The 26,782-nt window shown below is 71.7% G+C and carries 22 protein-coding genes; 5 read left to right on the top strand and 17 right to left on the bottom strand.

The annotated features are described in order from the left end of the window. The first annotated feature begins 81 nt into the window (after positions 1 to 81). On the top strand, positions 82 to 1,479 hold the full coding sequence (locus tag ACH4DZ_RS03710) for an FAD-binding oxidoreductase (RefSeq protein WP_398285256.1): 1,398 nt from the start codon (positions 82 to 84) through the stop codon (positions 1,477 to 1,479). A 49-nt stretch (positions 1,480 to 1,528) separates the two neighbouring features. On the opposite strand, the gene ACH4DZ_RS03705 is transcribed toward ACH4DZ_RS03710, so the two are convergent. From ACH4DZ_RS03705 to ACH4DZ_RS03695, 3 genes are all read right to left on the bottom strand, one after another. Then, a complete protein-coding gene (locus ACH4DZ_RS03705; protein ID WP_398285255.1) occupies positions 1,529 to 2,338 on the bottom strand; it encodes an SAM-dependent methyltransferase in 810 nt (269 codons plus the stop codon). A gap of 94 nt (positions 2,339 to 2,432) precedes the next feature. Beyond that, entirely contained in the window at positions 2,433 to 2,678 is a 246-nt protein-coding gene (locus ACH4DZ_RS03700; protein WP_398285254.1) for a DUF397 domain-containing protein, read from the bottom strand. A 3-nt stretch (positions 2,679 to 2,681) separates the two neighbouring features. Next, positions 2,682 to 3,503: a helix-turn-helix domain-containing protein gene (locus tag ACH4DZ_RS03695; protein ID WP_398285464.1), complete on the bottom strand. Its 822-nt coding sequence runs from the start codon at positions 3,501 to 3,503 to the stop codon at positions 2,682 to 2,684. A 528-nt stretch (positions 3,504 to 4,031) separates the two neighbouring features. On the opposite strand from ACH4DZ_RS03695, the gene ACH4DZ_RS03690 reads away from it, so the two are divergent. After that, positions 4,032 to 4,601 (top strand): DUF6624 domain-containing protein, encoded by a 570-nt coding sequence (locus tag ACH4DZ_RS03690; protein ID WP_398285253.1) that lies wholly within the window; start codon positions 4,032 to 4,034, stop codon positions 4,599 to 4,601. Positions 4,602 to 4,724: 123 nt separating this feature from the next. Here the strand turns inward: ACH4DZ_RS03690 and ACH4DZ_RS03685 are convergent, their stop codons facing one another. From ACH4DZ_RS03685 to ACH4DZ_RS03665, 5 genes are all read right to left on the bottom strand, one after another. Next, complete coding sequence (locus tag ACH4DZ_RS03685) at positions 4,725 to 5,099, bottom strand: hypothetical protein (protein WP_398285252.1); 375 nt, start codon at positions 5,097 to 5,099, stop codon at positions 4,725 to 4,727. Between the two features lie 215 nt (positions 5,100 to 5,314). Next, entirely contained in the window at positions 5,315 to 8,437 is a 3,123-nt protein-coding gene (locus ACH4DZ_RS03680; protein ID WP_398285251.1) for an ATP-binding protein, read from the bottom strand. Between the two features lie 124 nt (positions 8,438 to 8,561). Beyond that, positions 8,562 to 8,918, bottom strand: a complete 357-nt coding sequence (locus ACH4DZ_RS03675) for a UBP-type zinc finger domain-containing protein (RefSeq protein ID WP_398285250.1) — start codon at positions 8,916 to 8,918, stop codon at positions 8,562 to 8,564. Beyond that, positions 8,915 to 10,486 carry an ATP-binding protein gene (locus ACH4DZ_RS03670; RefSeq protein WP_398285249.1) on the bottom strand — a complete coding sequence of 524 codons (1,572 nt, stop codon included), beginning with the start codon at positions 10,484 to 10,486 and terminating at the stop codon, positions 8,915 to 8,917. The genes ACH4DZ_RS03675 and ACH4DZ_RS03670 overlap by 4 nt, the downstream gene beginning before the upstream one ends. Further along, positions 10,483 to 12,159 (bottom strand): FAD-dependent oxidoreductase, encoded by a 1,677-nt coding sequence (locus ACH4DZ_RS03665; protein WP_398285248.1) that lies wholly within the window; start codon positions 12,157 to 12,159, stop codon positions 10,483 to 10,485. Before ACH4DZ_RS03665 ends, ACH4DZ_RS03670 begins: the two co-directional genes overlap by 4 nt. A 177-nt stretch (positions 12,160 to 12,336) precedes the next feature. Between ACH4DZ_RS03665 and ACH4DZ_RS03660 the strand changes: the two genes are divergently transcribed. Next, on the top strand, positions 12,337 to 13,164 hold the full coding sequence (locus tag ACH4DZ_RS03660) for a DUF1206 domain-containing protein (protein WP_398285247.1): 828 nt from the start codon (positions 12,337 to 12,339) through the stop codon (positions 13,162 to 13,164). A gap of 73 nt (positions 13,165 to 13,237) precedes the next feature. On the opposite strand, the gene ACH4DZ_RS03655 is transcribed toward ACH4DZ_RS03660, so the two are convergent. The 4 genes from ACH4DZ_RS03655 to ACH4DZ_RS03640 all read right to left on the bottom strand — a co-directional run bounded on the left by ACH4DZ_RS03655 (position 13,238) and on the right by ACH4DZ_RS03640 (position 19,400). Further along, positions 13,238 to 15,679, bottom strand: a complete 2,442-nt coding sequence (locus ACH4DZ_RS03655) for a GH92 family glycosyl hydrolase (RefSeq protein WP_398285246.1) — start codon at positions 15,677 to 15,679, stop codon at positions 13,238 to 13,240. Between the two features lie 408 nt (positions 15,680 to 16,087). Then, positions 16,088 to 17,260, bottom strand: coding sequence for a S1 family peptidase (locus ACH4DZ_RS03650; protein ID WP_398285245.1), 1,173 nt, complete (start codon positions 17,258 to 17,260; stop codon positions 16,088 to 16,090). A gap of 146 nt (positions 17,261 to 17,406) precedes the next feature. Beyond that, on the bottom strand, positions 17,407 to 17,853 hold the full coding sequence (locus tag ACH4DZ_RS03645) for a PPOX class F420-dependent oxidoreductase (RefSeq protein WP_398285244.1): 447 nt from the start codon (positions 17,851 to 17,853) through the stop codon (positions 17,407 to 17,409). Positions 17,854 to 18,011: 158 nt separating this feature from the next. Continuing rightward, positions 18,012 to 19,400, bottom strand: a complete 1,389-nt coding sequence (locus ACH4DZ_RS03640) for an endo-1,4-beta-xylanase (protein WP_398285243.1) — start codon at positions 19,398 to 19,400, stop codon at positions 18,012 to 18,014. Positions 19,401 to 19,699: 299 nt separating this feature from the next. Here ACH4DZ_RS03640 and ACH4DZ_RS03635 point away from each other — a divergent pair, with 299 nt between their 5' ends. Next, complete coding sequence (locus ACH4DZ_RS03635; protein ID WP_398285242.1) at positions 19,700 to 20,488, top strand: L,D-transpeptidase family protein; 789 nt, start codon at positions 19,700 to 19,702, stop codon at positions 20,486 to 20,488. A 377-nt stretch (positions 20,489 to 20,865) separates the two neighbouring features. On the opposite strand, the gene ACH4DZ_RS03630 is transcribed toward ACH4DZ_RS03635, so the two are convergent. The 5 genes from ACH4DZ_RS03630 to ACH4DZ_RS03610 all read right to left on the bottom strand — a co-directional run bounded on the left by ACH4DZ_RS03630 (position 20,866) and on the right by ACH4DZ_RS03610 (position 26,056). Then, positions 20,866 to 22,596, bottom strand: coding sequence for a hypothetical protein (locus ACH4DZ_RS03630; RefSeq protein ID WP_398285241.1), 1,731 nt, complete (start codon positions 22,594 to 22,596; stop codon positions 20,866 to 20,868). Between the two features lie 152 nt (positions 22,597 to 22,748). Then, a complete protein-coding gene (locus tag ACH4DZ_RS03625; protein WP_398285240.1) occupies positions 22,749 to 23,315 on the bottom strand; it encodes an antibiotic biosynthesis monooxygenase in 567 nt (188 codons plus the stop codon). Between the two features lie 68 nt (positions 23,316 to 23,383). Beyond that, positions 23,384 to 23,605 carry a hypothetical protein gene (locus ACH4DZ_RS03620; RefSeq protein ID WP_398285239.1) on the bottom strand — a complete coding sequence of 74 codons (222 nt, stop codon included), beginning with the start codon at positions 23,603 to 23,605 and terminating at the stop codon, positions 23,384 to 23,386. 58 nt (positions 23,606 to 23,663) lie between these two features. Continuing rightward, complete coding sequence (locus tag ACH4DZ_RS03615) at positions 23,664 to 25,373, bottom strand: ATP-binding protein (RefSeq protein ID WP_398285238.1); 1,710 nt, start codon at positions 25,371 to 25,373, stop codon at positions 23,664 to 23,666. 8 nt (positions 25,374 to 25,381) lie between these two features. Further along, positions 25,382 to 26,056 (bottom strand): response regulator transcription factor, encoded by a 675-nt coding sequence (locus ACH4DZ_RS03610; RefSeq protein WP_398285237.1) that lies wholly within the window; start codon positions 26,054 to 26,056, stop codon positions 25,382 to 25,384. A 279-nt stretch (positions 26,057 to 26,335) separates the two neighbouring features. On the opposite strand from ACH4DZ_RS03610, the gene ACH4DZ_RS03605 reads away from it, so the two are divergent. After that, entirely contained in the window at positions 26,336 to 26,770 is a 435-nt protein-coding gene (locus ACH4DZ_RS03605) for an STAS domain-containing protein (protein ID WP_398285236.1), read from the top strand. Positions 26,771 to 26,782: the final 12 nt, after the last annotated feature.

The raw sequence follows: 26,782 nt of genomic DNA, 5'->3' as shown, positions 1-26,782 counted from the left end.
GGATACCTGAGTCCGGGCCGCAGGACTAGAACAGGTCCATCGGAGGGGCCCGGAAAACAGGGCCCCGGATCGGGGGATGCCATGTCCGTCACGCCCGCACAAGCGGCACACCAGGAACTCACGGGGTTCAAGGGGCAGTTGATCGGCCCGGAGGACGCCGGCTACCAGGAGGTCCGCGCCGTCTACAACGCGATGATCGACCGGCGGCCCGCCCTGGTGGCCCGCTGCACCGGTACCGAGGACGTGGCCCGGGCCGTCGGCTTCGCCCGCGACCACGACCTGCCGCTCGCGGTCCGCGGCGGCGGGCATCACGGAGCGGGACTCGGGACCTGCGACGACGGCGTGGTCGTCGACCTGTCCCCGCTCAAGGACATCGAGATCGACCCCCGCGCCAGGACGGCACGCGTCGGCGCGGGCTGCGTCTGGGGCGAGGTGGACCGTGCCACCCACGCGCACGGGCTGGCCGCACCGAGCGGCATCATCTCCACGACCGGAGTCGGCGGCCTCACCCTGGGCGGCGGCCTCGGCCACCTCAGCCGCAAGTGCGGGCTGACCATCGACAACCTCCTGGAGGCCGACCTCGTCCTGGCCGACGGCACACAGGTGCGCGCGAGCGCCGACGACAACGCCGACCTGTTCTGGGCGATCCGTGGCGGCGGAGGCAACTTCGGCGTCGTCACCTCGTTCCGGTTCCGGCTGCACGAGGTGAGTACGGTCGTCGCGGGACCCACCTTCTGGCCCGTCGAGCAGGCCGCCGAAGTCCTCACCGCCTACCGGGACTTCATTCCCCACGCACCCCGCGAACTGAACGGCTTCTTCCTGTTCGGCGCCGTCCCGCCGGCCCCGCCGTTCCCCGAGGAGCTCCAGGGACGCAAGGCCTGCGGTGTCGTGTGGTGCTACGCCGGGGACGACGCGGACACGGCGGCCCGGCTGATGGCGCCCCTGCTCGCCGCGCTGCCCGAGCCGATGCTGCACGGCCCCGCGCCGATGCCGTACCCCGCGATCCAGTCGGCCTTCGACGGGCTCTACCCGCCCGGCGACCAGTGGTACTGGCGCGCCGACTTCGTCAACGAGATCCCGGGCGACGCGATCGACCAGCACGCCAAGTTCGGGGCGGGACTGCCCACGCTCAAGTCGACGTTCCACCTGTACCCGATCGACGGCGCCGTCCACGACCACGCCCCGACGGACACCGCCTGGAGCTACCGGGACGCACGCTGGGCCTCGGTGTACGCGGGGGTGGACCCCGACCCGGCGAACGCCGACCTCATCAGGCGGTGGACCGTCGACTACTTCGAGGCCCTGCACCCGTACTCGGCGGGGGGCGCCTACGTGAACATGATGATGGACGAGGGACAGGAGCGGGTCCGCGCCGGCTACCGCGACAACTACGCGCGCCTGGCCCGGATCAAGGCCGACCGCGACCCGGGCAACCTGTTCCGGCTGAACCAGAACATCCTGCCGGCCGCACGGTCCTGACCGGCCGCACCGACCGTCCGCGGACGGGCCCTGGCACCGACGGGGGGTGTCAGGGCTTGCGGGCGACGCCGCCGTACACGTCCGTCGGCTGCGGGTCGGTGCCCGGCTCGGGACGCCACAGCGGGCAGGAGACGATGCCGGGGTCCAGCAGCTCCAGGCCGTCGTAGTACGCGGCGACCTGCCGGGGGCTGCGCAGCACGTACGGGACGGCACCGGTGTCGTCGTAGCCCTCCTGGGCCCGCTGCAGCTCGGCGTCGGTGTCGGTGCTGTCGTAGTGCACGAAGTAGCTGCCCGACGGCAGGGCGGCCTGGAGGCGGCGCACGATCGACCTGGACTCCTCGTAGTCCTGGATGTGGCCCAGGATGCCCATCAGCATCAGCGCGACGGGCTGCCCGAAGTCGAGGATCCTGCCCGCCGCCTCGATGATCCTCCCGGGCTCGTGCAGATCCGAGTCGATGTAGTCGGTGACACCCTCGGGCGTGCTGGTGAGCAGCGCCTGGGCGTGCCGCAGCACCAGCGGGTCGTTGTCCACGTAGACGATCCGCGCCCGAGGCGCCACCCGCTGGGCGACCTGGTGGGTGTTGTCGTACGTGGGAAGACCGGTGCCGATGTCCAGGAACTGGCGGATGCCCAGCTCGCCGGCGACGAACGTCACGGTACGGATCAGATAGCCGCGGGAGGCGCGGGCCATCGTCTCGATGTTCGGCGCGATCCGGCGGTAGGCGTCCCCCGCCTCCCGGTCGACCTCGTAGTTGTCCTTCCCGCCCATCCAGTAGTTCCAGATGCGGGCGGAATGCGGCACCGAGGTGTCGATCTTCGACAAGGCGTCCTGGTCGGGGGTGCGCTGGCCGTCCGTCATGAGGAATCTCCTGCCGTGCGTCGCCGGTCATTCCCAACATATCGTCAACTACTGCGCAGGGGCGCCTTGTTGCGGCTTAGGGCGGGAGCGCGGGTCAGGCGACGAGGAAGTCGGCCCGGCCGGACTTCGCGCCTTCCAGGAACGAGATCATCTCGTCCCGGGTATAGACCAGCGCGGGCCCGTTCGGATCCTTGGACTGACGCAGGGCGACGCTCCCGTCGGCGAGCCGCTTGGCCTCGACGCAGCTGCCGCCGTTGGTGCCGCTCCAGGGCTTCTCCCAGCCCTCGGCGCCCAGTTCGATGGCGGGCATGCCGCTGTGGACGGGGTCCGTGGACGTCATGGCTCACAACTCCTTACGCAGTTCACCCAGGATGCTCCTGGTCCGGGCGACCGGTTCCGCCTGCACGGACATCCGGTCCAGTACTTCGAGATACGTCACGACGTCGGCGGGCTGGTCCACATAGACCGAGCCGACGAGGCTCTCGGTGTAGACGACATCGGGAAGCTCGGAGAAGCCGAAGCGGAAGTAGTGGAACGGCCCGAACGCGCCGGGGTGCGCGCCCACCGAGAAGCGCAGTATCTGGATGCGGACCTTCGGCATGTCCAGGGCCTCGATCAGCCGGTCGATCTGGGCCCGCATCACCTCGGCCCCGCCCACCGGCCGGCGCAGCACGGTCTCGTCCAGGACGGCCCAGACCGCGGGGGCGTCGGACTTGGCGAGCAGATCCTGCCGCCGCAGACGCAGGTCGACGCGGCGGGCGACGTCCTCCTTGGCCGCGTTGGGAAAGCCGACGCGCATCAGCGCGGCCGCGTAGTCGTGCGTCTGCAACAGGCCCGGGACGTAGTGGGGTTCGTAGAGACGGATGACGCCGGCTTCGCTCTCCAGGCTCACGTACGCGCTGAACCAGTCCGGCAGCACGTCACGGTAGGAGTACCACCAGCCGGGCCGGTTGGCCTCCCGGGCCATCGTGAGGAAGTCGTCCACCTCCGCGGAGGGGACTCCGTAGACGCGCAGTAACTCCCTGACGTAAGGGATGCGGAGGCCGACCTCGGCCTTCTCCATCCGACGGACCGTCAAAGGGGTGACCTCGATGGCCCGGGCGGCGTCCTCGAAGGAGATCCCCGCCCGTTCCCGCAGGTGCCCGAGCCGCTTTCCGAGGACCATCCGCAGGACGGTCGGCGCGCTGCCGCCGGAGCGGTGGGCGCTCACGTCCTACCTCCCGGAACGGCCGTCACAGCCAGCAGTGTGCCACGCCGTACCTGACACAGACAGAGCCGTGCGGATCGTTCTGAAATTATCAGAACGCTTGTTACGAGTTGAGTGTGTACGCAATCATAGGGACCGAGTGACGTGCCGCACAGTCCGGCGGCGACGGCGCACAACGGCGCTCGGTCGCAGCGCACTTGGCGCCCTCGGCGTGGCGGGCGAACCCGCAGCAGCATGAGGCGAGACCTGGATGGCCACCGTGAGTGACGGACAACCGAGGAACCCGGGCAGAGTCCCGGCCGCGGTTTACGGGGCGTCGGTCACCCGCCGACCGGACAGGCGACAACGGCGGTCGCACCCACCGGAGTTGATCGCGCAGCCCGCACTCGCTGCCGACGTGCGCCGCATCGACCACGAGGTACGCGGCACGGAACCCGGCGGGACGGGGAAGCGGGTGTGGTTCTCGTCGGACATTCGGCAGCTGCCATGACCGCTCCCGGCAGCGGCGAACAGGGAGGGAACGCGGCCACGACGGGCGCGGGCCACCCCATCGTTCTCCCCGCGCTCGCGACCGCCCTCGCCCGCGAACTGCTCCGCCGGGTGGACGAGGACCACCGGGCGACGGGGGAGGCGCACCGCAGACCCACACCGGCGGCGCGGCACCGCCTCGCGCAGTGCCGCAAGGGCAACGCCGACGCGCTCAGGACGATCGTCCGGCGCCATGCCTGGCCGACCGCGGACCTGGTCGGCGCGCCGGCCTCGACCGCGGCCCTGATGATCCTGCTGCACGCCCCGGATCCCGCTTTCCAGGTCATGTGCCGCGACCTGATCGCCCAGGCCGTGGCGGACGGACGCTGCCCGGCGCCGCATCACGCGTACATCGCCGACCACTGCGCCGTGGAACTGGGGCAGCCGCAGTTCTACGGAACCCGTATCGACCCCGTGACCTGCTGTCCGTATCCGGTCCGCCGGCCCGAAACGCTCGACGAGCGGCGCCGCGATGTCGGTCTCGCGCCCCTCGACGAACAGATGCGGACGCTACGGCTCAGCGGGTGACGCCGTCGGGCCCGGTTGGGCCCGACGGGTGAGAGCGCGCCACGGGGAGCCGGGACAGGGACGCACAGGAACCAGGGCGGGCACCTTCGGCATGGACCCACGGCGGGGACATACGGCGTGGACCTACGGTTCGAGGCGCAGTTCCCGCTCCTGCTCCTGGTCGCCCGAGGCCGCCCCCTCCTCGTGGACGGTGAACGCCGCCGAAAGCGTCTCGTCGGCCTGGTGCACCGCCTCCGGGCTGCCCTGCAGGGTGACGGTGACGGACGTGGAGAGCTTGGCCGTCTCGCCGTCACTGCCACTGTCACTGTCACTGCCACCGCCGGTCGGCGCGTCGCCGCCGCTGCCGAAGGTGGCCGTGTAGACCGTGGCGCCGTTGTCGCCGGGCAGGGTGTCCGGCGATCCGAAGACGGGTTCGAGCGTGTGGACGACAGCCCGCGCGTCGGCGGCCGAACCGCCGGTGAGAGTGAGCGTCAGAGCGAGATGCGTGCCGGACGTCATGAACAGCCACCTTTGCTTGTACGTGTACGAATGCGGGCCATCCGCTCGTGTAACCGGTTGCCCTGGACACAAACGGCGGCCCGACCCCGCGTGAGCCTGTCTCCATGACACAGCCATCCGCCGGACCCCGCAGCCGCTGCGGCACACCCGAGCCGCAGCGACGCGCCGATCCGCTCGCCGGTCGCACGCCGATCCGTCGCAGGTCCGCTCGCCGGTCAGCCGGAGGCGGTCGGTTCCGCCTGGACCAGCCCCTCGCGGTACGCGATGGCCACCGCCTCCGTACGGCTCGCGGCGCCCAGCTTCGCGAGGATGTTGGAGACGTGCACGCTCGCCGTCTTGCCGCTGATGAACAGTTCCTCGCCTATCTGCCGGTTGGTGCGGCCACGTGCGAGGAGCAGCAGGACGTCGTTCTCCCGGGCGGTCAGCGCGGGGACGCCCTCCACCGGAGAGGTCTCCGCGAGGCGGGCCCGGCGGATCAGCCGCTCCACGTCCGCACGCAACGGCACGGCGCCCAGCCGGACGGCCGTGTCCTGGGCCGCCCGCGCCTGCCCGGCGGCTTCCTCGCGCCGCCCCGCCGCGAGCAGTGCCTCCGCGAGCCGGAGCCGGCAGCGAGCCTGCTCGTAGACGTCCCCGTAGCCGAACGCGTCGACCGCCTTCTCCCACGCTTCCGCCTTCTCCCGGGCTTCCGCGCTCTCCCGGGCGGTCCCGGTCTCCGCCCGGGCCCGCGGGGCCGGCTCGGCGCGGCCCCGCGCCCACTCGGCCTCGGCCCGCGCCAGCCACGCACGGCCCTCGGGACCCTGGGGCGAGCCGTCCTCGCCCTCCGTAGCCGTGACCCGGGCCATCCCGACCAGCTCCGCCCCGATCTCCGACCAGCGCCGCACGCCCTCCTCGTCGCCCGCCAGCCGGGCGGCCACGGCCGCGTCCGCCACGGGGGCCAGGGCGAGCGCCGCGAGCCGCACCACCACATCGGGCGTCGTACCGGAGTCGTCGACGAGAGCCGCGACGCTCGTACGTACCTGTTCGACGGCCACCTCGGGATCGTGACGCAGGACCGCCGCGTCGGTCAGCAGGATGCCCGCCACGAGCGTGGCCATCCAGTCGAACGGTCCGTCGAGGAGGGCCCGGGCCCGCTCGGCGGCCCCCTGCTCACCGCGTGCCAGCGCCACCGACAGCGCCGGGCCGATCGCGTAGCCACCCGCCGCGGGGAGCCGCTCGGCATCGCTCTCGGCGGCGCGGACGCATTCGTCCCACTGGCCCAGGGAGTAAAGCACCAGCGAACGCAGGTAGCGCATCTCCAGCGGATACGGCGAGGCGAGCAGCCCCGCATGATCCGCGCGCTCCAGTCCGTCGGAGAGCCAGGTCAGGCATTCGTCCAGGTCGCCGGACTCGTACGCGCCGATGGAGAGGTTGAACAGCGCGCGCATCTCGATCGAGGTGTTCCCCGCGTGCCGGGCCAGCTCCCGTGCCTCCCGCAGCCGGGCCCGTCCTTCCGCGGTGGTCCGGCCCGCTCCCTCCAGACCGACGAGGGAGATCATCAGGTCGGCCCGGGCGTCGGGCAGGCCCAGTCGCTCCGCGATGCCCAGGGCCCGGCGGGCCACGCCACGGGCGGTCTCGTCCTCGCCCACGTACCGCGCCGCCATGACGTGGGTGGACGCGGCCCACACCCACGTACGCGAGGGAGGGTCCGCGGGGATCATCGCGAGGGCCTCACTGCTGTACGTGAACGCGGCGGTCAGGCTGTCGATCCGCATGAGGTTGCCCGCGAGTGTGTAGCGGACCCTGGCGGCCAGTTCGGAGTCCTCGTCGGAGCCCATGCGCGCGAGCGCGGCCCGGGTGAGCGAGACCGCCCGGTGGGTGTCGCCCGCGTGGGCGGCTGCCGCCGAGGCGCGCAGTGTCAGGGTGACCGTGTCGAAGCCGTCGGGCCGCGCGTCGGCGGGCACCGCCGACCACAGGTCGAGGGCGGCCTCCAGGTGGCGCAGTTCCTCGGCGGGCGCGCGGACCCGCGCCGCGTGGTCGGCGGCCTCCAGCGAGGCCGCCAGTGCGTCGGGCAGGTCATGACTCTCGCGCGAGTGGTGGGCGCGCTCCGCGGCGCACTCGGCCGGCAGGCCCCGCCCGGCCAGTACGTGGGCGAACGCCCTGTGCAGCCGCACCCGTTCACCCGGCAGCAGATCGGCGTAGACCGCCTCACGGATCAGGGCGTGCCGGAAGGAGTAGGTGCTGTCCCCACCGGAACTCCCGCCCGAGCCCCCACGGGAACTCCCGCCGAAGCTCCCGCCGGAGTCCCTGCCCGACCCCCCACCGGCGACGAGGAGTTGTCGTCCGACGGCTTCGCGCAGCGCCGACTCCAGCTCCTCCTCCGGCAGTTGCACGGCGTCGCGCAACAGATCGTGCTCGACGCGGCGGCCGGCGACCGCCGCCGTGCGCAGTACCTGCTGTGCGGTCGGCGACAGTTGCTCGAAGCGGCTGAGCAGCACGTCCGCCAGTCCGCTGGGCACCGCGGGGGCGGCCCCGGGCACGGTCTCCGAGGTGGCGGCCAGCAACTCCTCGGCGTAGAAGGCGTTTCCCTCGGCGCGCTCGACGATGCGGCGGATCGTGGCGTCGGGGACCGGCGCCGTCCGCTGCGAGCGGACGAGCCGGGCCACCTCGCCGTCGGGCATCGGCCGCAGCTCCAGCCGCTCGATGGCGGGCAGGCGCACCAGCTCGGCGAGCAGGGGCCGCAAGGGATGTCTGCGGTGCAGATCGTCGGCGCGGTACGAGGCGAAGACGGCGAGACGCTGACCGGGCGCGCCGCCCGCACTGCCCGCGCCTCCCAGGATGCCCCTGCTGAGCAGGAAACGCAGCAGGTCGCGGGAGGACTGGTCCGCCCAGTGCAGGTCTTCCAGGACCAGCAACAGCGGGGCCGCCCGGGTCAGTTCGGCCAGGAGCGCGGCCATGCCCTCGAACAGCTGCGGACGGCCTCCCGCGTCCCGCGCCCCGTCCCCGCCCTGTCCGATCAGCCGGTCGACCACGGGATGCGCGGCCAGCGTGCCGCAGAACCGCTCGTCCCCGGCGAGCACGCCCAGGATCTCGGTGAACGGCAGATACGGCAGACCCACGTCACCGAGGTCGACACAGTGCCCCGTGACCACGGTCGTGCCCGCCGCCGCGGCATGCCCGGCGGCCTCGGTCAGCACCCGGGTCTTGCCCACTCCCGCGTCCCCCGCGACCAGCACGGCGCGTGCCTCACCGGCCCGGGCCCGGTCCAGAACGCGGGTCAGCCTGGCGAGCTCGTCCGCACGCCCGATGAAGGGCCCGATGAAGGGTCCGTTGAGCGGCGCGGTGAATGCGGTGGTCGACACGGATCCATCCTGGCACGCGCCACCGACAGTCCACTGGTCCCGAGACCTCCACCCCACCCCGCGACCCCGCGACCCCGGCCCGAGGACCGGCGGCGAGGCGGTGCGGGAGCGGGAGCGGGCCGGATCAGCGGAGCGTCTGCGCCCAGTTCGCCGGCACCCGTCCCGCGGGGCCGGGCGCCGGCTGGTCGGCCGGGTGGCTGAGCGGCGGGGCGAGGTCGGGCCCGGACTCGTACAGTTCGGACGTCTCGAAGTTCCAGAACCAGGCCTCGCCCGGCTCGAAGCTTCGGATGAAGGGGTGGCCCGTGCTCTGGTGGTGGGCCGTGGCGTGCTTGGAGGGGGAGTCGTCGCAGCAGCCGACGTGTCCGCACCCGGCGCAGCGCCGCAGATGGAACCACCAGCCCTGCGAGGATTCGCACTCGACGCATCCCGGGCCGCTCGGCGGCATGCTCGGGTCGATTCCGGCAGTGTCCGAGGTGGTCATGACGCCTCCTGAGGGGTGTCGGATCCGGTGGAAGTGGATGCCGTGGTGGATTCTGTGGGGGATTCCGCGACGAGTTCGGAGCCGGGAGCCGACCTGGGCTCCGAATCCGGCGCCGAATCCGGCCGCGAGCCGGGCTCCGGGTCGGGTTCCTCCGCGGTGAGCGGGAGGAAGACCTGGAAGCGGGTGTCGCCGGGCTCGGAGTGCACCTGCAGATGCCCGTGGTGCTTGTTCACGACGATGCGCCAGGAGATGTCGAGACCGAGCCCGGTGCCCTCGCCCACGGGCTTCGTGGTGAAGAACGGGTCGAAGATCCGGCCGCGGATCTCCTCCGGCACCCCGGGCCCCGTGTCGCGGAACTCGACGAGCAGCTGCTCCCGTTCGAGCGCGGTGCGCACGGTCAGGGTGCCCTCGCCGCCCATCGCCGAGGCGGCGTTGTCGATGAGGTTCGTCCACACCTGGTTCAACTCGCCCGGATAGGCGGGGATCCTGGGCACCGACCGGTCGTAGTCCTTGACGATCCGGACGCCGGAGCCGATCTTCCCGGCGAGCATCATCAGGGTGCTGTCGAGCAGTTCGTGCACATCGGCGACCTGGTAGGGCGCACGGTCGAGCTGCGAGTACTGCTTGGCCGCGTTCACGAGGTTCGAGACCCGGGTCGTGGAGTCCTCGATCTCGTTCATCAACAACTCGGTCTCGACCGTGTAGTTGAGCCACCTGATCGCACCTTCGAGCGTCCCGTCGTCTACGGTCGCCGCCACCTGGTCCAGCCAGTCGATGTCCAGCCCGGCCTGGACGAACGTCGGCGCCAGTTCCCAGCCGCCCGAGATGCCGTGGTCGTCGAACCAGTCGCCCAGCGCGTCCTCCCGGTCGGAGGCCTCCAACGGGCTCAGCGGTGTCGCCTTGGCGACCTGCTCCGCCGTACGCTCCTGGATCTCGACCAGTGTCTCCAGGGCGTCGCGCGCGTACGGGCCCGCCGCGATCATGCCGAGCTTGTGCCGCATCCCGGCCACCCGGCCCCGCAGCGCGGACGTGGCCCGGACCGCCGCCGCGGCCGGGTTGTTCAGCTCGTGCGTCAGCCCGGCGGACAGCGAGCCAAGCGCCAGCAGCCGCTCACGCTGCCCGATGGTCCGCTGGGTGTTCTGGCTGCCGAAGAACAGCCCCTCCAGCAGATGCACGGCCATCGGGAACCACTCCCGCAGCACCGCGGAGAACGTCTCCGCGGGCAGGATGAAGAACCGCGAGGGCTCGGTGACCCGCAGCGAGCCCTTGTAGCGCGCCTCTTCGGGGGCCGCCAGATACGCCTGCATGGCGCCCGCGTACACCCCGCGCTGGGACGTGCGGTTGATCTCCACGTCGTCACCGCCGACCCGCCGCGACATGACGAGCGTGCCCTCCAGGAGGACGAAGAAGCAGGTGGCCGGCTCGCCCTCCTCGTAGACGTGACCGGGCTCGAACAGCTCCACCCGGCCCTCGCCGCACAGCCGCCCCAACTGCTCGGCGTCCAGCTTCTCGAACAGGAACAGCGTGCTGAGTTCCTTGATGTCGCACGGCATCGGCCGCCCGCTCATGACTGCTCCAGGTACCGGTGGACGAGCATCACGGCCATGGCTCCCTCTCCTACGGCGGAGGCGACACGCTTGGCCGACTCGGCGCGCGCGTCACCCGCCACGAACACCCCGGGCACATTGGTCTCCAGGTGGTACGGCGGCCGGTCCAGTTCCCAGCCGGGCGGCGACTCCCCGCCGACCGCCAGGTCGGGCCCGGCGACGATGAACCCGCGCTCGTCCCGCAGAACCGTGCCGTCCAGCCAGTCGGTCAGCGGCGCGGCCCCGATGAACACGAACATCCACTGGGCGTCGGCGAGTTCGGTGTGACCGCTCTCCAGATCGCGCAGGGTGAGCTGTTCCAGGTGGTCGGAGCCGTGCACCGCGTCGACGACCGTGCCGGTGCGCACCGTGATGTTCGGCGCGTCGGTGATCTGCTCGATCAGATAGTGGGACATCGACGCGGTCAGGGAGGAGCCGCGCACCAGCAGGGTGACCGACTTCGCACCCCTGGCCAGGTACATCGCGGCCTGCCCGGCGGAGTTCGCCCCGCCGACGATGTACACGTCCTGCCCCTGGCACGCGGGGGCCTCGGTCAGCGCCGATCCGTAGAAGACCCCGCAGCCGGTCAGGTCCTCGGCGCCCGGCGACTCCAGCTGTCGGTACGAGACGCCCGTCGCCAGGATCACGCAGTGCGCGGAGATCGCCGAACCGTCCGAGAACCGCACGGTGCGCGAGGCCCCGGTGACCTCCAGCGCGGTCACCTCGCGTGCCGTCAGGATCTCGGCGCCGAACTTCGACGCCTGCCGCCGCGCCCGGTCGGTGAGCTGCGCCCCGGACACACCGTCCGGGAAGCCCAGATAGTTCTCGATGCGCGAGCTCTGCCCCGCCTGCCCACCGGTCGCGGACCGCTCGACGAGTACCGTCCGCAGCCCCTCCGAGGCGCCGTACACCGCCGCGCCGAGTCCGGCCGGGCCGCCGCCGATGACGACCAGGTCGTAGAACTCGGCGGTCGGCGTCGTGGCGAGACCCACCTGGGCGGCCAGCTGCTGATCGTCGGGCTCCACCAGCACCGCCCCGTCGGCCGTGACCACGAGCGGCAGCCGCTCGCCGTCCTGCCCGGCGCAGGCCAGCAGCCGCTTGCCCTCCGGTTCGTCCGACGAGTACCAGCGGTACGGCACCTGGTTACGGGCCAGGAACTCCCGTACGTCCGAGGACCGCGCGGACCAGCGGTGACCGACGACCTTCGTGACCGGGACGGCCCGGTGGTCGGAGGTCCGCCAGGCGGCCAGGAGGTCGTCCAGGACGGGATAGAGCTTTTCCTCGGGCGGGTCCCAGGGCTTGAGGAGGTAGTGGTCCAGATCCACCACGTTGATCGCGTCGATCGCCGCGTTCGTGTCCGCGTACGCCGTCAGCAGCACCCGGCGCGCACTCGGGTACACGTCCAGGGCCTGCTCCAGGAACTCGATCCCGTTCATCTGCGGCATGCGGTAGTCCGCCAGGATCACCGCGACGAGATCACCGCGCAGTTTCAGCTCGCGCAGCGCTTCGAGAGCGCTCTCCCCCGACTCCGCGCGCACGATACGGTACGTCTCGCCGTAACGCCGCCGCAGGTCACGGGCCACGGCACGCGAAACTCCCGGGTCGTCGTCCACGGTCAGGATGACGGTCCGTGCTGCGTCTGTGCCCTGTGCCATTCGTCTCCCACCCCGAGAGGTCGGCGCCCCCGCGCGGTCGCGCGCGACGCCCTTCCACTTGCACGCCCATCGTATGTTCGATCCCCCCGAAGTGCTTCGGAAAAGGGACGTACCGCCCGGCCCGGCCCGCCGGGTGTCGTACGGCCGAGCCGGGGCAACCGGAGACGGGAGGCAATGATGAACGCAAGCACGTTGACACGAGGCAGCCGGGCGGGGAAGCAGAAGGCGGCCCCTGCCATAGAGGGGGCGGCGCGGGCGGGTTTCACCGCGCGCGGTGTCATCTACTTGTTGGTGGGCCTGCTGGCGCTGCAGATCGCCTTCGGCGGCAGCGGAAAGCAGGCGGACCAGGGCGGTGCGCTCCAGGAGGTCGCGGGGAAGCCCTTCGGGGAGGTCGTGCTCTGGGCGCTGGCCGTCGGACTGGTCGGCATGGCGCTGTGGCGGCTCTCCGAAGCGGTCTTCGGCGCCGCGGGCCCCGACGGCAACAAGGCGAAGAAGAGGGTCGCGTCGGCGGCACGGGCCGTGTTCTACGGCTTCGTCGCCTACTCCGTGATCTCCTTCGCCGCGGGGGCCGCCGGCAGCGGTTCCAGCGACGGCAAGTCCCGGGACGCCACGGCCAAGGCAATGGACCTGCCCGCCGGGCAGTGGCTCGTGGGCGTGGCGGGCGTGGTGATCGGCTGTGCGGGCCTCTGGATGGTCGTGCAGGCCGCCCGCCGGAAGTATCACAAGCACATGCGGCTCGGTGAGATGTCGCGCAAGGTGCGCCAGGCGGTCGACGTGACCGGTGTCGGCGGCGGTGTGGCCCGCGGTCTGGTGTTCGCCGTCGCCGGAGGCTTCGCGGTCCGCGCGGCCTGGGACTACGAGCCGGACAAGGCCAAGGGCATGGACGACACCCTGCGTTCGTTCGCCGAGACCCCGGCGGGCCCGTGGCTGCTGGTGCTGATAGCCGTCGGTCTGATGCTCTTCGGCCTGTTCTCGTTCGCCATGGCCAGGTACCGCAAGGTCTGACCGGACGCTGGACATCGGTGTGGCCCCGAATCCGTCGTCCGGATCCGGGGCCACACCCCTGTCGAGCGGCTGATCAGCGGGGGAGTCCTGCGGGCGCGGTCGCCCACCGGGTGTCGGGCTCCGTCGCCAGCGTGAACCTGAGCGTGCCACCCGTCCGCAGGAGGCTGCCGTCCGTCCAGGACCGGTCGTGCGTACGGCCGTTCAGCCGGACTCCGCCGACATACGCGTGCGTGGCGTCGGCGTCGGGCGCGTCGATGACGAGGTCGCGGCCGGGCCGGTCGATCACGGCGTGCGGGAACAGCGGCGCGCCCAGCAGGAGGTCGGCGCTGCCCGGGGTCTGCGGGTAGACGCCGAGGGCCGAGAAGACGTACCAGGCGGACATGGTGCCGAGGTCGTCGTTGCCGGGCAGCCCCGTGGGCCCCGTGCCGTAGACGGTGTCGAGGATCTGCCGGACGGTCGCCTGGGTCTTCCACGGCTGGCCGAGCGCGTTGTAGAGCCAGGGGGCGTGGATGCCGGGCTCGTTGGTCGGGTCGTAGCGCAGCGCGTCGCCGCCCTTCACCGACCAGGACCCGTCGGCCTTGTGGAAGAAGCCGTCGAGCCGACCGGCGGCCACCTCGCGTCCGCCCATCGCCTCGGCGAGCCCCTGCACGTCCTGCGGCACCATCCAGGTGTACGTGGCACTCGTGCCCTGGGCGAACCCGCGGTCGCTGCCCGGACTGAACGGCGTGACCCAGGACCCGTCCAGGTTGCGCGCCTGGATGTAGCCGTCGGTGCCCGCCCCGTCCGTCGCGGCCGGGTTGAAGACGTTGCGCCACCAGCCACCGCGCTCGGCGAAGTCGGCGGCCTGCCCGTCACGGCCCAGCAGCTTCGCCCAGCGGCCGAGCGCGTCGTCGGCGACCGAGTCCTCCAGCGTCTCGGCGGCACCGCCCCAGCAGTGGCAGACGTCCTGCGCCGCGTACCCGGAGGTCATGTACTGCGCCAGGTTGGGCCGTTGGCCGGTGCACTGGCCGGGGCAGCCCGCGTCGGAGAGCCCGTCCGGGTGCGGCACGGTGGCCTGCTTCGCCAGCGAGTCGAAGGCGCCGCGGTAGTCGAAGTTGCGTACACCCATGGCGTAGAAGGTGGCGAGCGTGGCCGCCGTCGGGTCACCGGTCATGACATGCGTCGGGCCGTTGATGTGCACCCACCGGTCCCAGACCCCGCCGTTCTGCCGCGCGAAGTTGTAGAGCGACTGGGCGAAGTCCCCGGCTATACGCGGCTTGAGCAGGGCGAGCAACTGGATCTGCGCCCGGTACTGGTCCCAGCCCGAGAAGTTGCTGTACTGCGCCCCCTGCCCGCGCTCGATCCGGTGCGGCTTGCCGTCCATGCCGGGATAGCGGCCGTCGGTGTCGCTGACCAGGTTGGGCTGCTGGAGGGAGTGGTAGAGCGCGGTGTAGAAGACGGTCCGCTGGGCCTCACTGCCGCCCCCTACCCGCACGGAACGCAGCTCCCGGTCCCAGGCCTTGCTCCCGGCCGCCGCCACCTGGTCGACGCTCGCCCGTGGCCCTATCTCCTCGCGAAGATTGGCCTCGGCTCCCGCGAGACTCACGTACGAGATGCCGAGCCGCATGTGGACATCGTTGTCGGACCCGGTGTCGAAGCCGACGTAACCACCGGAGCCGCGGCCCGCGCGGTCGGCGCCCGTGGCGTACCCCTCGCCGCCACCGCCCGTGGTGGCGCCGGGGGAGAGGGTGCCGTCCTGCCACGTACCCGTGCCGGCGAAGGCGCGGTCGAAGGAAGCGCTGAAGTAGAGCCGGTAGTAGCTCTTGCGGTTGTTGACACCGCCGTTGGCGCGCCGGCCGCAGAACGCGCCCGTCAGCACCGACCCGGTCACCTTGCGGTTGGCCCGGTCGATCTCCACCTCCGCGTCCTCACTCCCGTTGAGCGAGTTGGAGACCCGGAAGAGCAGGTTGGCGGGCTTGTCGGCGGGGAACGTGAAGTCGGCGACGCCGGCCCGCTGCGACACCGCGAGGTCGGCGCGGGCGCCGGAGTCGAGTCCCACGGAGTAGCGGCCCGGCACGGCCCGCTCGTCGGCGTGCGAGAAGTTCGCCGCGTAGACGGCGTCCTTGGTGTCCGCCGAGGGCGAGGAGGTGACGTCCCCGACGAACGGCATGATCGGTACGTCGCCCGCGGCGCCCGGGTTGCAGCCCGCGCCGTTCACATGGGTGAGGCTCAGCCCGCGCAGCCGGGTCGCCCCGTACTCGTAGCCGTTGGCCGCGCCCGTGCTGGTCTGGTCGCCCCTGGTACTGGTCGGCGACCAACCGATCATGCCGTACGGGAGGTTGGCGCCCGGGTAGGTGTTGCCCCCGTTCGCCGTGCCGATGAGCGGATCGACGTACGCGGTGGGGCGGGCGGGCGCGGCGGAGTCGGCTGCCGCGGAGACCGGCCCGGGCAGTGCGGCGGCGAGCGCGGTGGTCAGCGCGAGAGCGGCGGCTCTCCTGCCGAACCTCCGCGACACGGCGGTGGATCTGAGGACCATGTGCGAGGAAACCTTCCGTGTGGACGAGCGACGGGCCCGACCGCCTGACGACGGTCCGGCCCCGCGAAGTGCCGCGGACGAGCGTAGGCCGCCGACCCGCGCAGCGAACCGACATGAGCGACAACCTTGATGAACGCCCGATGAACCCCCACCACACGCCCCCGACCACCCCCGCAAGGGTCACGGCGAACGGCACGCTCAACCCCCAGCGTCCTGCACACGACATCCAACCGTCACCCCCGCAAGGGGCGCGGGGAACGGCGCGACCCGCCCCCACCGACCCGCACACGACACCCAACCGTCACCCCCGCAAACCCCGCGCGGAGCGCCGAGGCACGGCCCGAACGGGCAAGGACGGACCCCGCCGCCTCCAAGCGACGGAGCCCGTCCGACGAAGCCGCGCCAACATCACGCCGTGTGCAACGTCAACCCATAGCGATTGAGAATCTCGTTGATCGGCTGGTACCAGGTCTCACCACCGGTGGAGCAGTTCCCCCACCCACCGGAAGTGACCCCCTGCGCCTGGTCACCGCTGATGAACGACCCACCCGAGTCACCAGGCTCCGCACAGACACTGGTCTTGGTCATCTGACGCACAGCACCCTGGCTGTAGTTGACCGTCTCGTTCTTGGCCAGCACGTTCCCGCAGTGCCAGTGCGTGGTCGACCCCGACCGGCAGATGGACGCACCGACCGGCGCCTCGTTGGACCCGCGCACGAGCTGGTCGGAGACGGTACCCCAGCCGAGTACGACGGGCACGGTCCACCACCCGCTGCCCACGTTCACCCACGCGTAGTCGTTGTCGGGGAACGACGAGCCCTGGATGTTGCCTATGTACGAGCGGTCCCAGCCGCTGACACCCTGCCCCGCCCCACCGCAGTGCCCGGCGGTGACGAAACCGCCGTGCACCGAGAAGCCGATGGAACAGCGGACGTTGCCGGTGTAGAAGGGGTCGCCGCCGACGGTCCCGGCCGCGAAGGTCTCGGGCGCCGAGGCGGTCTTCTCGACGAGGACGGGCCCACTGGCCCGCGCCTTCGCGAGGAACGCCCGGACATCGTTGTCAGCTCGCTTCGCGGCGACGACGCCCACGACGACCGAGCTCGACTCGGCGTCGACGTACCAGTTGCTGACTCCGTCCGGCGCGGCCAGCTTGTCGATGCGCGCCTTGGCCGCGTCGAGCTGCCGCGCGCTGTACTTGACGGTGCGGACACTCGCCCCGGTGTCGCGTACGGAGGCGAGCGTGGCGGCGGACGCGCCGTTCTTGACGGCGACGGTCAACTTCCCGCTGTCGGCGTCGAACCAGGAGCCGCCGTACGCGGCGCCGGCCGCGCGCTCGGCCTTCGGTTCGGCGGCCGTCGCCGTCTTCTCGGCGGCGAGACGTGCCTCGGCGCCGGCCCGCGTGAGGCCGAAGTCCCTCCGCATGGCGTCGATGAGGGCGTCGGAGGCGGGCGCCTTGGAAGTGGAGGTGGGGGTGGTTTCGGGGGCGGGGGCGGCCGAGGCGGATCCGGCGGCGACGGTTGCCCACGCGCCGACGAGGAGGAGGGAGGCCAGGCCGGTGCTCAGGGTCGTGGTGCGTCTCAAGGCGATAGCCCTTCGTTGTTCCAGCAAGGTGGGGGCGGAACAGCTGAACAATGAGAGCGCTCTCATCTTCAGCGGGCCAGAGCCTAGCGGTAGACCATCGTCAGGTACAGACCAAAAACAGGGGTTGTCGGCGGGCGGAGTGTCCGTCAGCGGGCGAGAGGAATGCCGTACGCGCGCTCGACATGAAGCCGCAGGACCAGCCGGCCGTCGCGGACCATCGCGGCCCGGTAGTCGTCCCAGTCGGGATGTTCGCCCTGTACGTCCCGGTAGAGCCGGATCAGCTCCTCCACGGTCTCGTCGCCGGGCTCGCGGGCCACGGGCGAGAGATCGGCGATGCCCTCGGCGACAGTGTAGGCCCAACGGTCCGCGCTGGTCACGTGGTACGAGGCCCGTGGGTCGCGGCGCAGATTGCGCGTCTTGGCGCGGCCGTCGGTGAGCGACACGCGCACGATCCGCTCGTCGGGACTGTACGCGTGGTTGACGTTCGACAGCTGGGGGCGTCCGTCGCGCCTGAGCGTCGTCAGCACCCCGCCGTCGTACTCGGAGAGGAGTCGGAGCAGTGCGTCCTGGCCGGGGCCGGTGTCATCGGTCATGCGCTGAGCAACGCCCGGTCCGCACCGGACATTCCGGCGGTACGCGGTAGGCGGGAAGCGGTACGAAGGATGTGGCGCAACGAATCTCTTCACCACGCCACAGCCCTCGCACCGCCGGTCCCGCCGGAAGCACATCAGGAAGCGCGTCAGGAAACGTGTCAGGACGCGCTGCACGAACCGATCACGGGCGCCGCGGAGTTGCCGTTCTTCATGACGGTGAACCCGAAGCTCGTCGACGCTCCCGCCGCGATACTCCCGTTGCCGTTGGGCTTCATGGTCATGACGGTGCCGCTGGAGTCCCAGCTGGGCGTGCCGTTCCAGGTCGTGGAGACCTTCTGCGGAGAGGTCACCGTGACGGTCGTCGTCCAGCCGGTGATGCCGGCACTGCCCGCGGTCACCGTCACCTGCCCGTTGAAGCGGTCGCTCCAGTCGTTCGTCCTGCTGTACGTGACCGTGCAGGCGGCGTTGCCACCTCCGCCGCCTCCGCCCCCGCCACTGCCGCCGAGCGCGGTGAGTACGGCGGTGTAGGCGGCCTTCTTGGCGTAGTTGCCGTCGAACAGCAGCGGTGTGCCGCTCGCGCGCCAGGAGTACTTGTCGGTGACGCCCCAGACGGTGATCCCGGTGCAGCGGGAGACACCGAGGCAGGCGTTCACCACGTTGGTGTAACTGGTGGCCTGTGCCGTGCCCGAGCCCTCGATGTCCAGCTCGGTGATCTGCACGTCGACGCCCAGATCGGCGAAGCGCTGCAGGTTCGCCCGGTAGTCGCTCGGCACGGGGGAGGCGCTGTTGAAGTGGGACTGGAAGCCCACGCAGTCGATCGGCACGCCGCGTGCCTTGAAGTCCTTCACCAGGTTGTAGACGGCATTGCTCTTCGCGTTGACACCGTCGGTGTTGTAGTCGTTGTAACAGAGCTTGGCGGCCGGGTCCGCCGTCCGCGCGGTGCGGAACGCCTCCTCGATGAAGCCGTTGCCGAGCTTGTCCTGGAAGGGCGAGCTGCGCCGGGCGCCGCTGCTGCCGTCCTGGAAGGCCTCGTTGACGACGTCCCAGGAGTGGATCTTGCCCTTGTAGTGCTGCATGACCTGGGTGATGTGGTTGTTCATCGCCGTCCTGAGGTCGGCGGCGCCGAGCCCGCCGACCCAGCCGGGCAACTGGGAGTGCCAGACGAGGGTGTGCCCGCGGACCTTCATGCCCCTGCTCTGGGCATGGCTGACGATCTGGTCGGCCGATCCGTACGAGAAGGAGTTGCGGCTGGGCTCGACGGCGTCCCACTTCATCTCGTTCTCGGGGGTCACGGAGTTGAACTCCGTGTTGAGCGTCGAGGCGTACGCGGCCTCGCCCAGGTGGTTGGCCGCGACCGCCGTGCCGAAGTAGAGGCCCTTCTCGGCCGCCGCGGCGCCGAGCGTACCGGCCGCCGTGGCCGTTCCCGCGAGAGTGGTGACGCCGGCCGCGGCGAGCAGGCCGGCCGTGCCGAACACCAGGGCCTTTCGAGCCCGTGACCTGCGGGGCGGAGGTGTGACCGTGTGGTCCGTGAACGTGCGGGTGAGCATGTCGTCCCCTTCTGGGATATCGAAAGTTTCGAGCATGTTTCCGAATTGCTGCGCAGACCTTACGGCCCGTCATACGGACCGTCAACGGGCTGTGCCGCACCGGGTTTCGGTTGGCTCAAGTTGACCGGGTCGCCCCGTGCGTCGCACGGATCCTCTTGCTCTACGGCCATCTCCCGCCTATGTTCCCCTGAATAATCGTCAGACGGGCCGAATGTTTCGAAGGAGGAAGTGCCAGCGTGAGGGGTGAGTGATCCCGCGCGCCTGACAAGTTCCTCATAGGCGTCGGTCAGGGTCGACGCATGATCACGAGCACACGCGGCGCCGGACGCCGTCCCGCCGCCGTCCTGGCGGCCGTCCTCCTCCTTGCCGTCCTCCTCGCCGTCCTTGTCGGCTGCGGCGCCGGAGAGGCGAGGACGCCGGAGCGCGCACCGGGCGCGCACCCGACCAGGGTCGGCGGGACCGAGCCCGCCCCCGCACCTCGGATCTCCCTGGACGTGGCACCGCGGCAACTGCCGGGCCTGGGCCCCGAGACGGCGGCCGAGATTCCCCCCGAGACGAGTCAGGTGCTCGTGGTCACGGGCCGGGGGCGGAACTCCGCCGTGTCCACCGCGATGCTGTACAGACGCACGGCGTCGGGCTGGCACGCCGGGACCCTCTGGCCCGCGCACAACGCCTTCAGGGGCTGGACCGACCGTCATGTGGTCGGGGATCTCCGCTCACCCGTCGGCGTGTACACCCTCACCGACGCCGGCGGCCTGCGCGGCAATCCCGGCACCCGCCTCCCGTACGACCACTCCGGCGGCTTCTCCGTGGACGGAACCGGCTTCGAGGGCGAGCCGCTGGCCGGCTCCTTCGACTACGTGATCGCCATCGACTACAACCGCGAGCCAGGCACCTCTCCGCTGGACTGGACGCGGCCCCTCGGAGCGGGCCGGGGCGGCGGCATCTGGGTGCACGTCGACCACGGCGGCCCCACCCAGGGCTGCGTCAGTCTGCGCGAGGACCACATGAAGGCCCTCCTCCGTGCCGTCGACCCCGCGCGCCACCCGGTGATCGTCATGGGAGACGCGGCCGCGCTGAGACGCTGAAGGCCGTCGCCACTTGTCCGGTGGGCGCCGTCGTTGACCGGTGGTCCGGATACCAGGATCCGCGGTCCTGCCCCCAGGAGAGACCTGGTTGCTCCGGCACCACCGGCGCACTGTGGACGCATGGACACCACCCAGCAGCCGGAGGCCAGGATTCGAGTGACGCCGCTGCGTCGCCTCAGTGGAGGCACATACGTGCCGCGCGGCGGTCAGGAAGCTCCCGCGCAGGCCCGCACGGGCCCGTGCGCGGGAGGCCGGGAGCGCCCCGCGCGAACGGGCGGCCGTCGCGCGGCATGACGACAGCCGCGCGGCGGAACGACGAACGGCGGCTGTCCGACACCCGAGAGTGTCGGACAGCCGCCGTTCGTCGTCCCGCCGGGTCAGCTCGTCGCCGCCCGGTCCGGTTCGGCCGGCTGCCCGGCCAACTGCCGTACGTCCGGCCGCGGGCGGGGCCTCGACGAGGCCAGCAGCGAGACCAGCGCCGTCAGGGCCGCCAGCGCGGCCAGCACGGCCGCGAGACCGGCGAGCCACGGCGGCGCGAGCGTCAGATCCAGGGCCCGGGACAGGCCGCGCGACTGGATACGGCCGTCCAGGAGCTGGGCGACGGCGAGCGCCGCGGGAACGACGATCCCCAGGGCGAGCACGGGCAGCACGCTCCGGCGGAGCAGTGCCAGACCCAGCAGGACGCACAGACCGCATGCGCCGATGACGAATCCGTAGGCGCTGAGGGAGGCGCCGTCGCGGTGCGGCGGGAAGTGCGCCAGCCCGCACACCACGAGCATCAGGGCCGCGGCCAGGCGCGGCCAGGCGGGGGAGTCGACGCTCTTCGCGGGCCGGTTACGGCGCGTCCGGGCCGTACGGCCGATGGCGACCGTGCCGCCCTCGGCGAGCAGCCGGTCCCCGGAGGGGGGCCCGTCCTTCGAGGCCGCGCGTGCCGCCTCGGCCGCCTTCTTCTCCTCGCGCGTGGGCGGGTTACCCTGCTGCCGGCCCTCGCGCACGCCCTGCTCATGGGCCATGCGGCCGATCAGCTCCACGAGTTCCTCCACCGGCCGGCTGGTGGCGGCGGCCCGCACCGCGGCCTCGCCGCAGTGGGGTTCCAGCGGGGGGCGGTGCAGCAGCGCCATCAGCCTGGTGACGTCCTCCACGGGCCGGCCCTCGGCCGCCGCGCGGATCGCCTCGTCGGCGCTGTCGGCGTTCCGCGGCGGCCGGGTCAGCAGGGCCACCAGCCGGCTCACGTCCTCCACGGACCGGTCCGTGCCGACCGCCCGCAGCGCGTCGACCGTGGCCCTCGCGTACTCCGGTGACTGCTCCAGCAGCTCGATGAGCTCGATCACCTCTTCCAGTGGCCGGTCGGCCACCGCGGCGTGCACCAGTCCGTCGACCGGGTTGATGTACGCGGGATCGGCCTCGATCTCACCCTGGTCGGGGTACTTCCTGTCGAACTCGGCGGCCGAGTCCGTGGACCGCTGGTCGACCTGGGCCACCGGGGAGGGGGCGACCGGGGCGGGGGCGGAGGCGGGGTACGCGCGGCGGGCCTCGTCGGCCGGTTCCGCGTACGGGCGGTCGGCCTCCTCGGCGGGCCCCGCGTAGCGGCGCTCCTCGCGCTCGTCCCGGGGGTCCCGACCGTCCCTGTCGTCCCGGTTGTCCCTGTCGGCCGGGGCGGCGGTGTAGCGGCGGGGCGCCCTGTCGGCCGTGTCGGGATACCGCGGGGCGACCTCGTCGGACGGGTCGGGGTGGCGGTGGCCGATCTCCTCGGCGGGGTCGGCGTACCGGTGCTCGTCGGCGTCGGCCGGGTCCGCGTACCGCTGCTCGACCTCGTCGAGCGGGTCGGGGTACCGGTGGTCCATCTCGTCGGCGGGGTCGGCGTACCGGTGTTCCTCGGCGTCGGCCGGGTCCGCGTACCGCTGCTCGACGGCATCGGCCGGCCCCGCGTACCGGGGGTCCGCCGCGTCGGTGTACCGGCGCTCGGCTCTGCGCGCCGGCCTGTCCGGCGCCTCGTCCGGCACGGTGTGCCAGGGGGCGGAGGCGGGTAGCGGCGGGATGGTGGCGTCGACCACGCTCTCGGGAGATATGCCAGGTCGATCGGCGTCGAAAGGCGAACGGGTTGTCATACTCGGCTCCCTACGGAGGGTGCAGTCGCTGTCGTGGCCCGGACGTGCGGCCCGAGAGTTGCTGTGCGACCTTTCTAAGCGCCCTCGCCGAACGCCGCCAACGGGAATACGGCGTACGTGTGACGGGGACCGGCACCGGACCGCTCACGGCGTCAGTCGTCGGGGGTGCCGTACAGCCACAGCCGCAGCAGCCGGCTGAGCCCCGGCATGATCAGGTAGGTGAGCACGGGCAGCAGCACGACGGGGAAGACGGCGGCGCGCAGCGGCAGGGGCCACGAGGCCGTACCGGGTGCCGCCAGCCACTGGATGAGGAACGTCATCGGGTAGGCGCCGAGGAACGTCGTCAGGACCATCTTCCAGCGCGGCGGGGCCTTCACGGTGGTGCCGGGGAGCCGGAACCAGCTCTCCATCCCGGTGGTCGACTGGCGTTCGTCACGGACCTCGGTGGCGATGCCCTCGATCCGCGCGTGCCACTCCGCGCGCTCGGACGAGGTCAGCCAGTCGGTGAGCCGCTGCGGATCGGCGAAGCGGAGCACCGCGTGGAACCGGTGCCCGGGCTCCGGGCGCAGCCAGGACACCCCTTGGCTGCCGGGGAACCGCGAGACGCAGTCGGCGACGCCCCGGGTCCACTCCTCGAACTCGGCCTCACGGCCGGGACGTACCTGCCAGGTGAGGACCGTGGTGACGGGTTCGGCGCATGGGACCTGCGGGGTGCTCATGACCACCTCTAGTTCCATGGGCCGGGCGGGTCATGCACGGACCGTCGAAACGGACCGGTGAAGAGGGGTCAGCCGTCCGCGCCGTGCACACCCGGGCTGACTATCTCGTCCAGCGCCTTGCGCACGGCCTCATAGGTGTGTCCGCGCAGCTCGGCGTCGCGTGAGCTGTCCGGATCGCCGGTCCTGAGCTCCTCGCTGCGGGCCTTCCATGTCTGCTCCTCCCGGCCGGCCCACGAGCGGGCCCGCTGGATACGGCGCAGGAGTTCGTCGGAGTCCACCACGTCAGTCATGAGATACGGGTACCCACGCGAGTCCTTTCGACCCCGGGCACTCAGGGGCGCGGGACGGTCAGGCCTCCAGGAGGTCCAGCAGGTCCGCGAGCGGCAGGGGTTTCGCCAGGTGGGCGTCGAATCCGGCCTCGCGGGACAGCGTACGGTCGGTGCCGCGGCTGAAGCCGGAGACCGCGATGAGGCGCAGCGAGGCACCCTGCGGGCGAGAGCGCACGGTCCGGGCCACCTCGTAGCCGTCCATGTCGGGCAGCCCCAGATCGCACACGACGACGTCGAAGAGGCGGCTGTCGGTCGCGGTGAGGGCGTCCGCGCCCGTGTGGACCACCGTGACGTGGTGCCCCTGGCGGTCCAGCAGCGTGCGGTAGGTCGCGGCGAGATCCGTGTTGTCCTCGACGATCAGGACGGCCAGCTGCTTCCGCCCACGACGGGCCGTCACGGGGCGGGCCGGCGGAGGGGCGTCGCCGGGCGCCGCCAGAGGCAGCAGGGCCGTGAACGAGGCACCGGTGCCGGGACCGTCACTGTGCGCGGAGATCCGGCCGCCGTGGAGATCGAGAATGGTGCGGACCACCGAGAGCCCGAGGCCGAGACCTTCCGGGGTCCGGGGTCCGGCCGGGGCGGCCCGCATGAACACCCCGAACAGCTCCTCGGCCTGCCCGGGTTCGAAACCGATCCCGTCGTCCTGGACGGTGAGCCTCGCCTGCCCCTCCCCGGCCCACAGGTGTATGGCCGTACGGCCGCCCGGCAGCGTGTACTTGAGCGCGTTGGACAGCAGGTTGGTCAGCACCTGGGCCAGCCGCAGCCGGTCGCCGTCGACGAGGACCGGGTGGTCGGGCAGCCGGACGTCCAGCATGCGCCCCTCGTGTCCGAACAGGCCCCGGATGTCCGCGCAGGCGCTCTCGACGGCCGAGCGCAGGTCCATCCGCTCGGGGACCAGCTCCAGACGTCCGGTCACCGCGCGGGTGCCGTCCAGCAGGTCGTTGCTCATCCGGGCCAGGATGCCGAGCTGCCGTTCCAGGACGGACAGCGCGGGATGGCCGCCGGGCATGTCGAGCCCCAGCAGCTCGGTAGCCGCGGTGGCCGCGGCCAGCGGGTTGCGCAGCTCGTGGGAGAGCGTGGCGATGAACCGGTCCTTGGCGCGCTGCTCCTCCCGCAACCGGTGCCCCGCCGCGTCGAGGTCGCCGTTGAGCCGCCGCAGCTGCTCGTTGACCTCCCGGATCGCCCGTGCGCGGACGAACAGGTCGATCTCCATTCCCTCCGCGCGGGTCTGCGCCTCGGCGGCGGCCCGCTCCTTCTCGTGTCCGGCCCGTCGCACCAGCACGAACTCGGTGACGTCCTCCACGCGGTGGATGATGTGCGTGACCCGGCCCTCGGTGTCCAGCACCGGAGTGTTGACCGGACTCCACCAGCGCTCCACGAACCCGGTCCCGCCGTCGGCGTCCTCGCCCGCCGGGATGTCGTACCGCTGCAGCGCCATGGTGTCGGTACGCGCCGTGCCCACCACCGTCTCCAGCGACCGGCGCAGGTTGGCGACGCCGTCGGCCGAGGGGTCGGCCGGGTTGTCGGGGAACACGTCGAAGATGAGGCGCCCGACGATGTCCCGCCCCCTGCCGGTGGCCGCGAGATAGGCGCGGTTGACCTCGACGATGACGAAGTCCGGCGCCAGGATGAGCAACGGGGAGAGCGCGAAGGCGAAGAGCTGCCGGAAATCCGGGACGGGGTAGGGGCCGGGGCTGCTCGACGCACTGCTCGACGGACTGGTCGTGGACACGGCGGCTCTCAGGGGTCGAGGCGGTACCCGTAGCCGCGCACCGTGGTGATCCTCGGGGCGGGCACTGGGAGTCGGGCGAGTTTTCCGCGCAGCCGGTACACGTGCTCGATCACGGTGGCGGACTGCTGCCAGGACGCACCCCAGATCTGCTCCAGCAACTGCTCGGCGGAGAAGACGCGGCCGGGGGAGCGCGCGAGGAGTTCCAGGAGGGCGTACTCCTTGGGGCGCAGGCTCAGAGCGACGCCCGTACCGCTCGCCAGACACGCGGCCGTGTCGACGCGCAGGGAGCCCACGTCGAGGACGGCCGGGATCTCCGGCGGCCGGCACCTGCGCAGTACGGCCCCGATCCGCGCCACCAGCTCCCGCTGCGAGAACGGCTTGACGACATAGTCGTCCGCGCCGATCTCCAGCCCGGCCACCCGGTCCGTCTCGTGGCCGCGTCCGCTGACGACGATCACCGGCAGACGACTGGTGGCCCGCAGGGCCCGCAGCAGTTCGAGTCCGCTGCCGTCCGGAAGCCCCAGATCGAGGACGACCAGATCCAAACCGCCGTTGTGCATGACGGCCCTGCCGGCCCGGGCGTCCATGGCCCAGGTGACCGTGAAGCCCTCACGCTCCAGATAGGAACGGCACATCAGTGCGAAGTCGGTGTCGTCGTCGATCAGCGCGAGATGTGGACGCAACTGTCACCACCCGGCCCCACTGCCGCCCGCTCGTTGTCTCGCTGGTGAGCGGGCGTTGATGCCCCGACCATGTGGCGAAGGTAGAACAGTAGGCACCCGCGGTTCAAGGGGGAGCCGACACGGGGGAGTTCCGGCACGGGCTCGTGCGGCGCGGGGAGCGCGCACACCGCCGCACAGGTCCGGGCCGGAACAGGGCCGTCGACGCGGGACGCCGCACGGCCGGCCCTGCGCGGGGAACGACTGGAGTCGCGGACGGAAACGGGGCGGAACGGCTTGCACATGAACGACCTGAAGCCCGTCGTCACGGCCTCGTGGCCACCACCCGCCGAACACTCCGGGCTGTACGACGGGAACGGTCTGGTCGTCGTGGAACTGCACGGTGACATCGACCTGGCCTGCGCGGCCCGGCTACGCACCTGGCTGGACTCGGTGGTCGCCCTGAGCGCGTCGGCGTACGTCATCGACCTGCGTGCCGTCTCCTTCGTGGACAGCACCGGCCTGAACATGGTCGTACGTTTCCGTCGGCGGGCCCTGACCCGGGAGGCGACCGTGGGCGTACTCTGCCGGCCCGACACCCTGCGACTGGTCCGCGCCCACGGCACCCATGAGGTCCTGCGTCCCGTCACCACCTTCAAGGAGGCGGTGGTCCGAGCCGCCGAAACAGAGGGCGCACACGCTACGCCGCACGCCCCCGCGAGCCTCGACACCACCTGAACCCGCGGCGGC

Source organism: Streptomyces sp. NPDC017991, assembly GCF_044328075.1.
Taxonomy (GTDB): Bacteria; Actinomycetota; Actinomycetes; order Streptomycetales; family Streptomycetaceae; genus Streptomyces.
This window is presented reverse-complemented; position numbering and strand designations above follow the sequence as displayed.

Excerpts from the sequence above, each read along its gene's own strand:
- ACH4DZ_RS03710 (WP_398285256.1), top strand. The coding sequence starts at position 82 with ATGTCCGTCACGCCCGCACAAGCGGCACACCAGGAACTCACGGGGTTC.
- ACH4DZ_RS03705 (WP_398285255.1), bottom strand. The coding sequence starts at position 2,338 with ATGACGGACGGCCAGCGCACCCCCGACCAGGACGCCTTGTCGAAGATC.
- ACH4DZ_RS03700 (WP_398285254.1), bottom strand. The coding sequence starts at position 2,678 with ATGACGTCCACGGACCCCGTCCACAGCGGCATGCCCGCCATCGAACTG.
- ACH4DZ_RS03695 (WP_398285464.1), bottom strand. The coding sequence starts at position 3,503 with ATGGTCCTCGGAAAGCGGCTCGGGCACCTGCGGGAACGGGCGGGGATC.
- ACH4DZ_RS03690 (WP_398285253.1), top strand. The coding sequence starts at position 4,032 with ATGACCGCTCCCGGCAGCGGCGAACAGGGAGGGAACGCGGCCACGACG.
- ACH4DZ_RS03685 (WP_398285252.1), bottom strand. The coding sequence starts at position 5,099 with ATGACGTCCGGCACGCATCTCGCTCTGACGCTCACTCTCACCGGCGGT.
- ACH4DZ_RS03675 (WP_398285250.1), bottom strand. The coding sequence starts at position 8,918 with ATGACCACCTCGGACACTGCCGGAATCGACCCGAGCATGCCGCCGAGC.
- ACH4DZ_RS03670 (WP_398285249.1), bottom strand. The coding sequence starts at position 10,486 with ATGAGCGGGCGGCCGATGCCGTGCGACATCAAGGAACTCAGCACGCTG.
- ACH4DZ_RS03665 (WP_398285248.1), bottom strand. The coding sequence starts at position 12,159 with ATGGCACAGGGCACAGACGCAGCACGGACCGTCATCCTGACCGTGGAC.
- ACH4DZ_RS03660 (WP_398285247.1), top strand. The coding sequence starts at position 12,337 with ATGAACGCAAGCACGTTGACACGAGGCAGCCGGGCGGGGAAGCAGAAG.
- ACH4DZ_RS03655 (WP_398285246.1), bottom strand. The coding sequence starts at position 15,679 with ATGGTCCTCAGATCCACCGCCGTGTCGCGGAGGTTCGGCAGGAGAGCC.
- ACH4DZ_RS03645 (WP_398285244.1), bottom strand. The coding sequence starts at position 17,853 with ATGACCGATGACACCGGCCCCGGCCAGGACGCACTGCTCCGACTCCTC.
- ACH4DZ_RS03640 (WP_398285243.1), bottom strand. The coding sequence starts at position 19,400 with ATGCTCACCCGCACGTTCACGGACCACACGGTCACACCTCCGCCCCGC.
- ACH4DZ_RS03635 (WP_398285242.1), top strand. The coding sequence starts at position 19,700 with ATGATCACGAGCACACGCGGCGCCGGACGCCGTCCCGCCGCCGTCCTG.
- ACH4DZ_RS03630 (WP_398285241.1), bottom strand. The coding sequence starts at position 22,596 with ATGACAACCCGTTCGCCTTTCGACGCCGATCGACCTGGCATATCTCCC.
- ACH4DZ_RS03625 (WP_398285240.1), bottom strand. The coding sequence starts at position 23,315 with ATGAGCACCCCGCAGGTCCCATGCGCCGAACCCGTCACCACGGTCCTC.
- ACH4DZ_RS03620 (WP_398285239.1), bottom strand. The coding sequence starts at position 23,605 with ATGACTGACGTGGTGGACTCCGACGAACTCCTGCGCCGTATCCAGCGG.
- ACH4DZ_RS03605 (WP_398285236.1), top strand. The coding sequence starts at position 26,336 with ATGAACGACCTGAAGCCCGTCGTCACGGCCTCGTGGCCACCACCCGCC.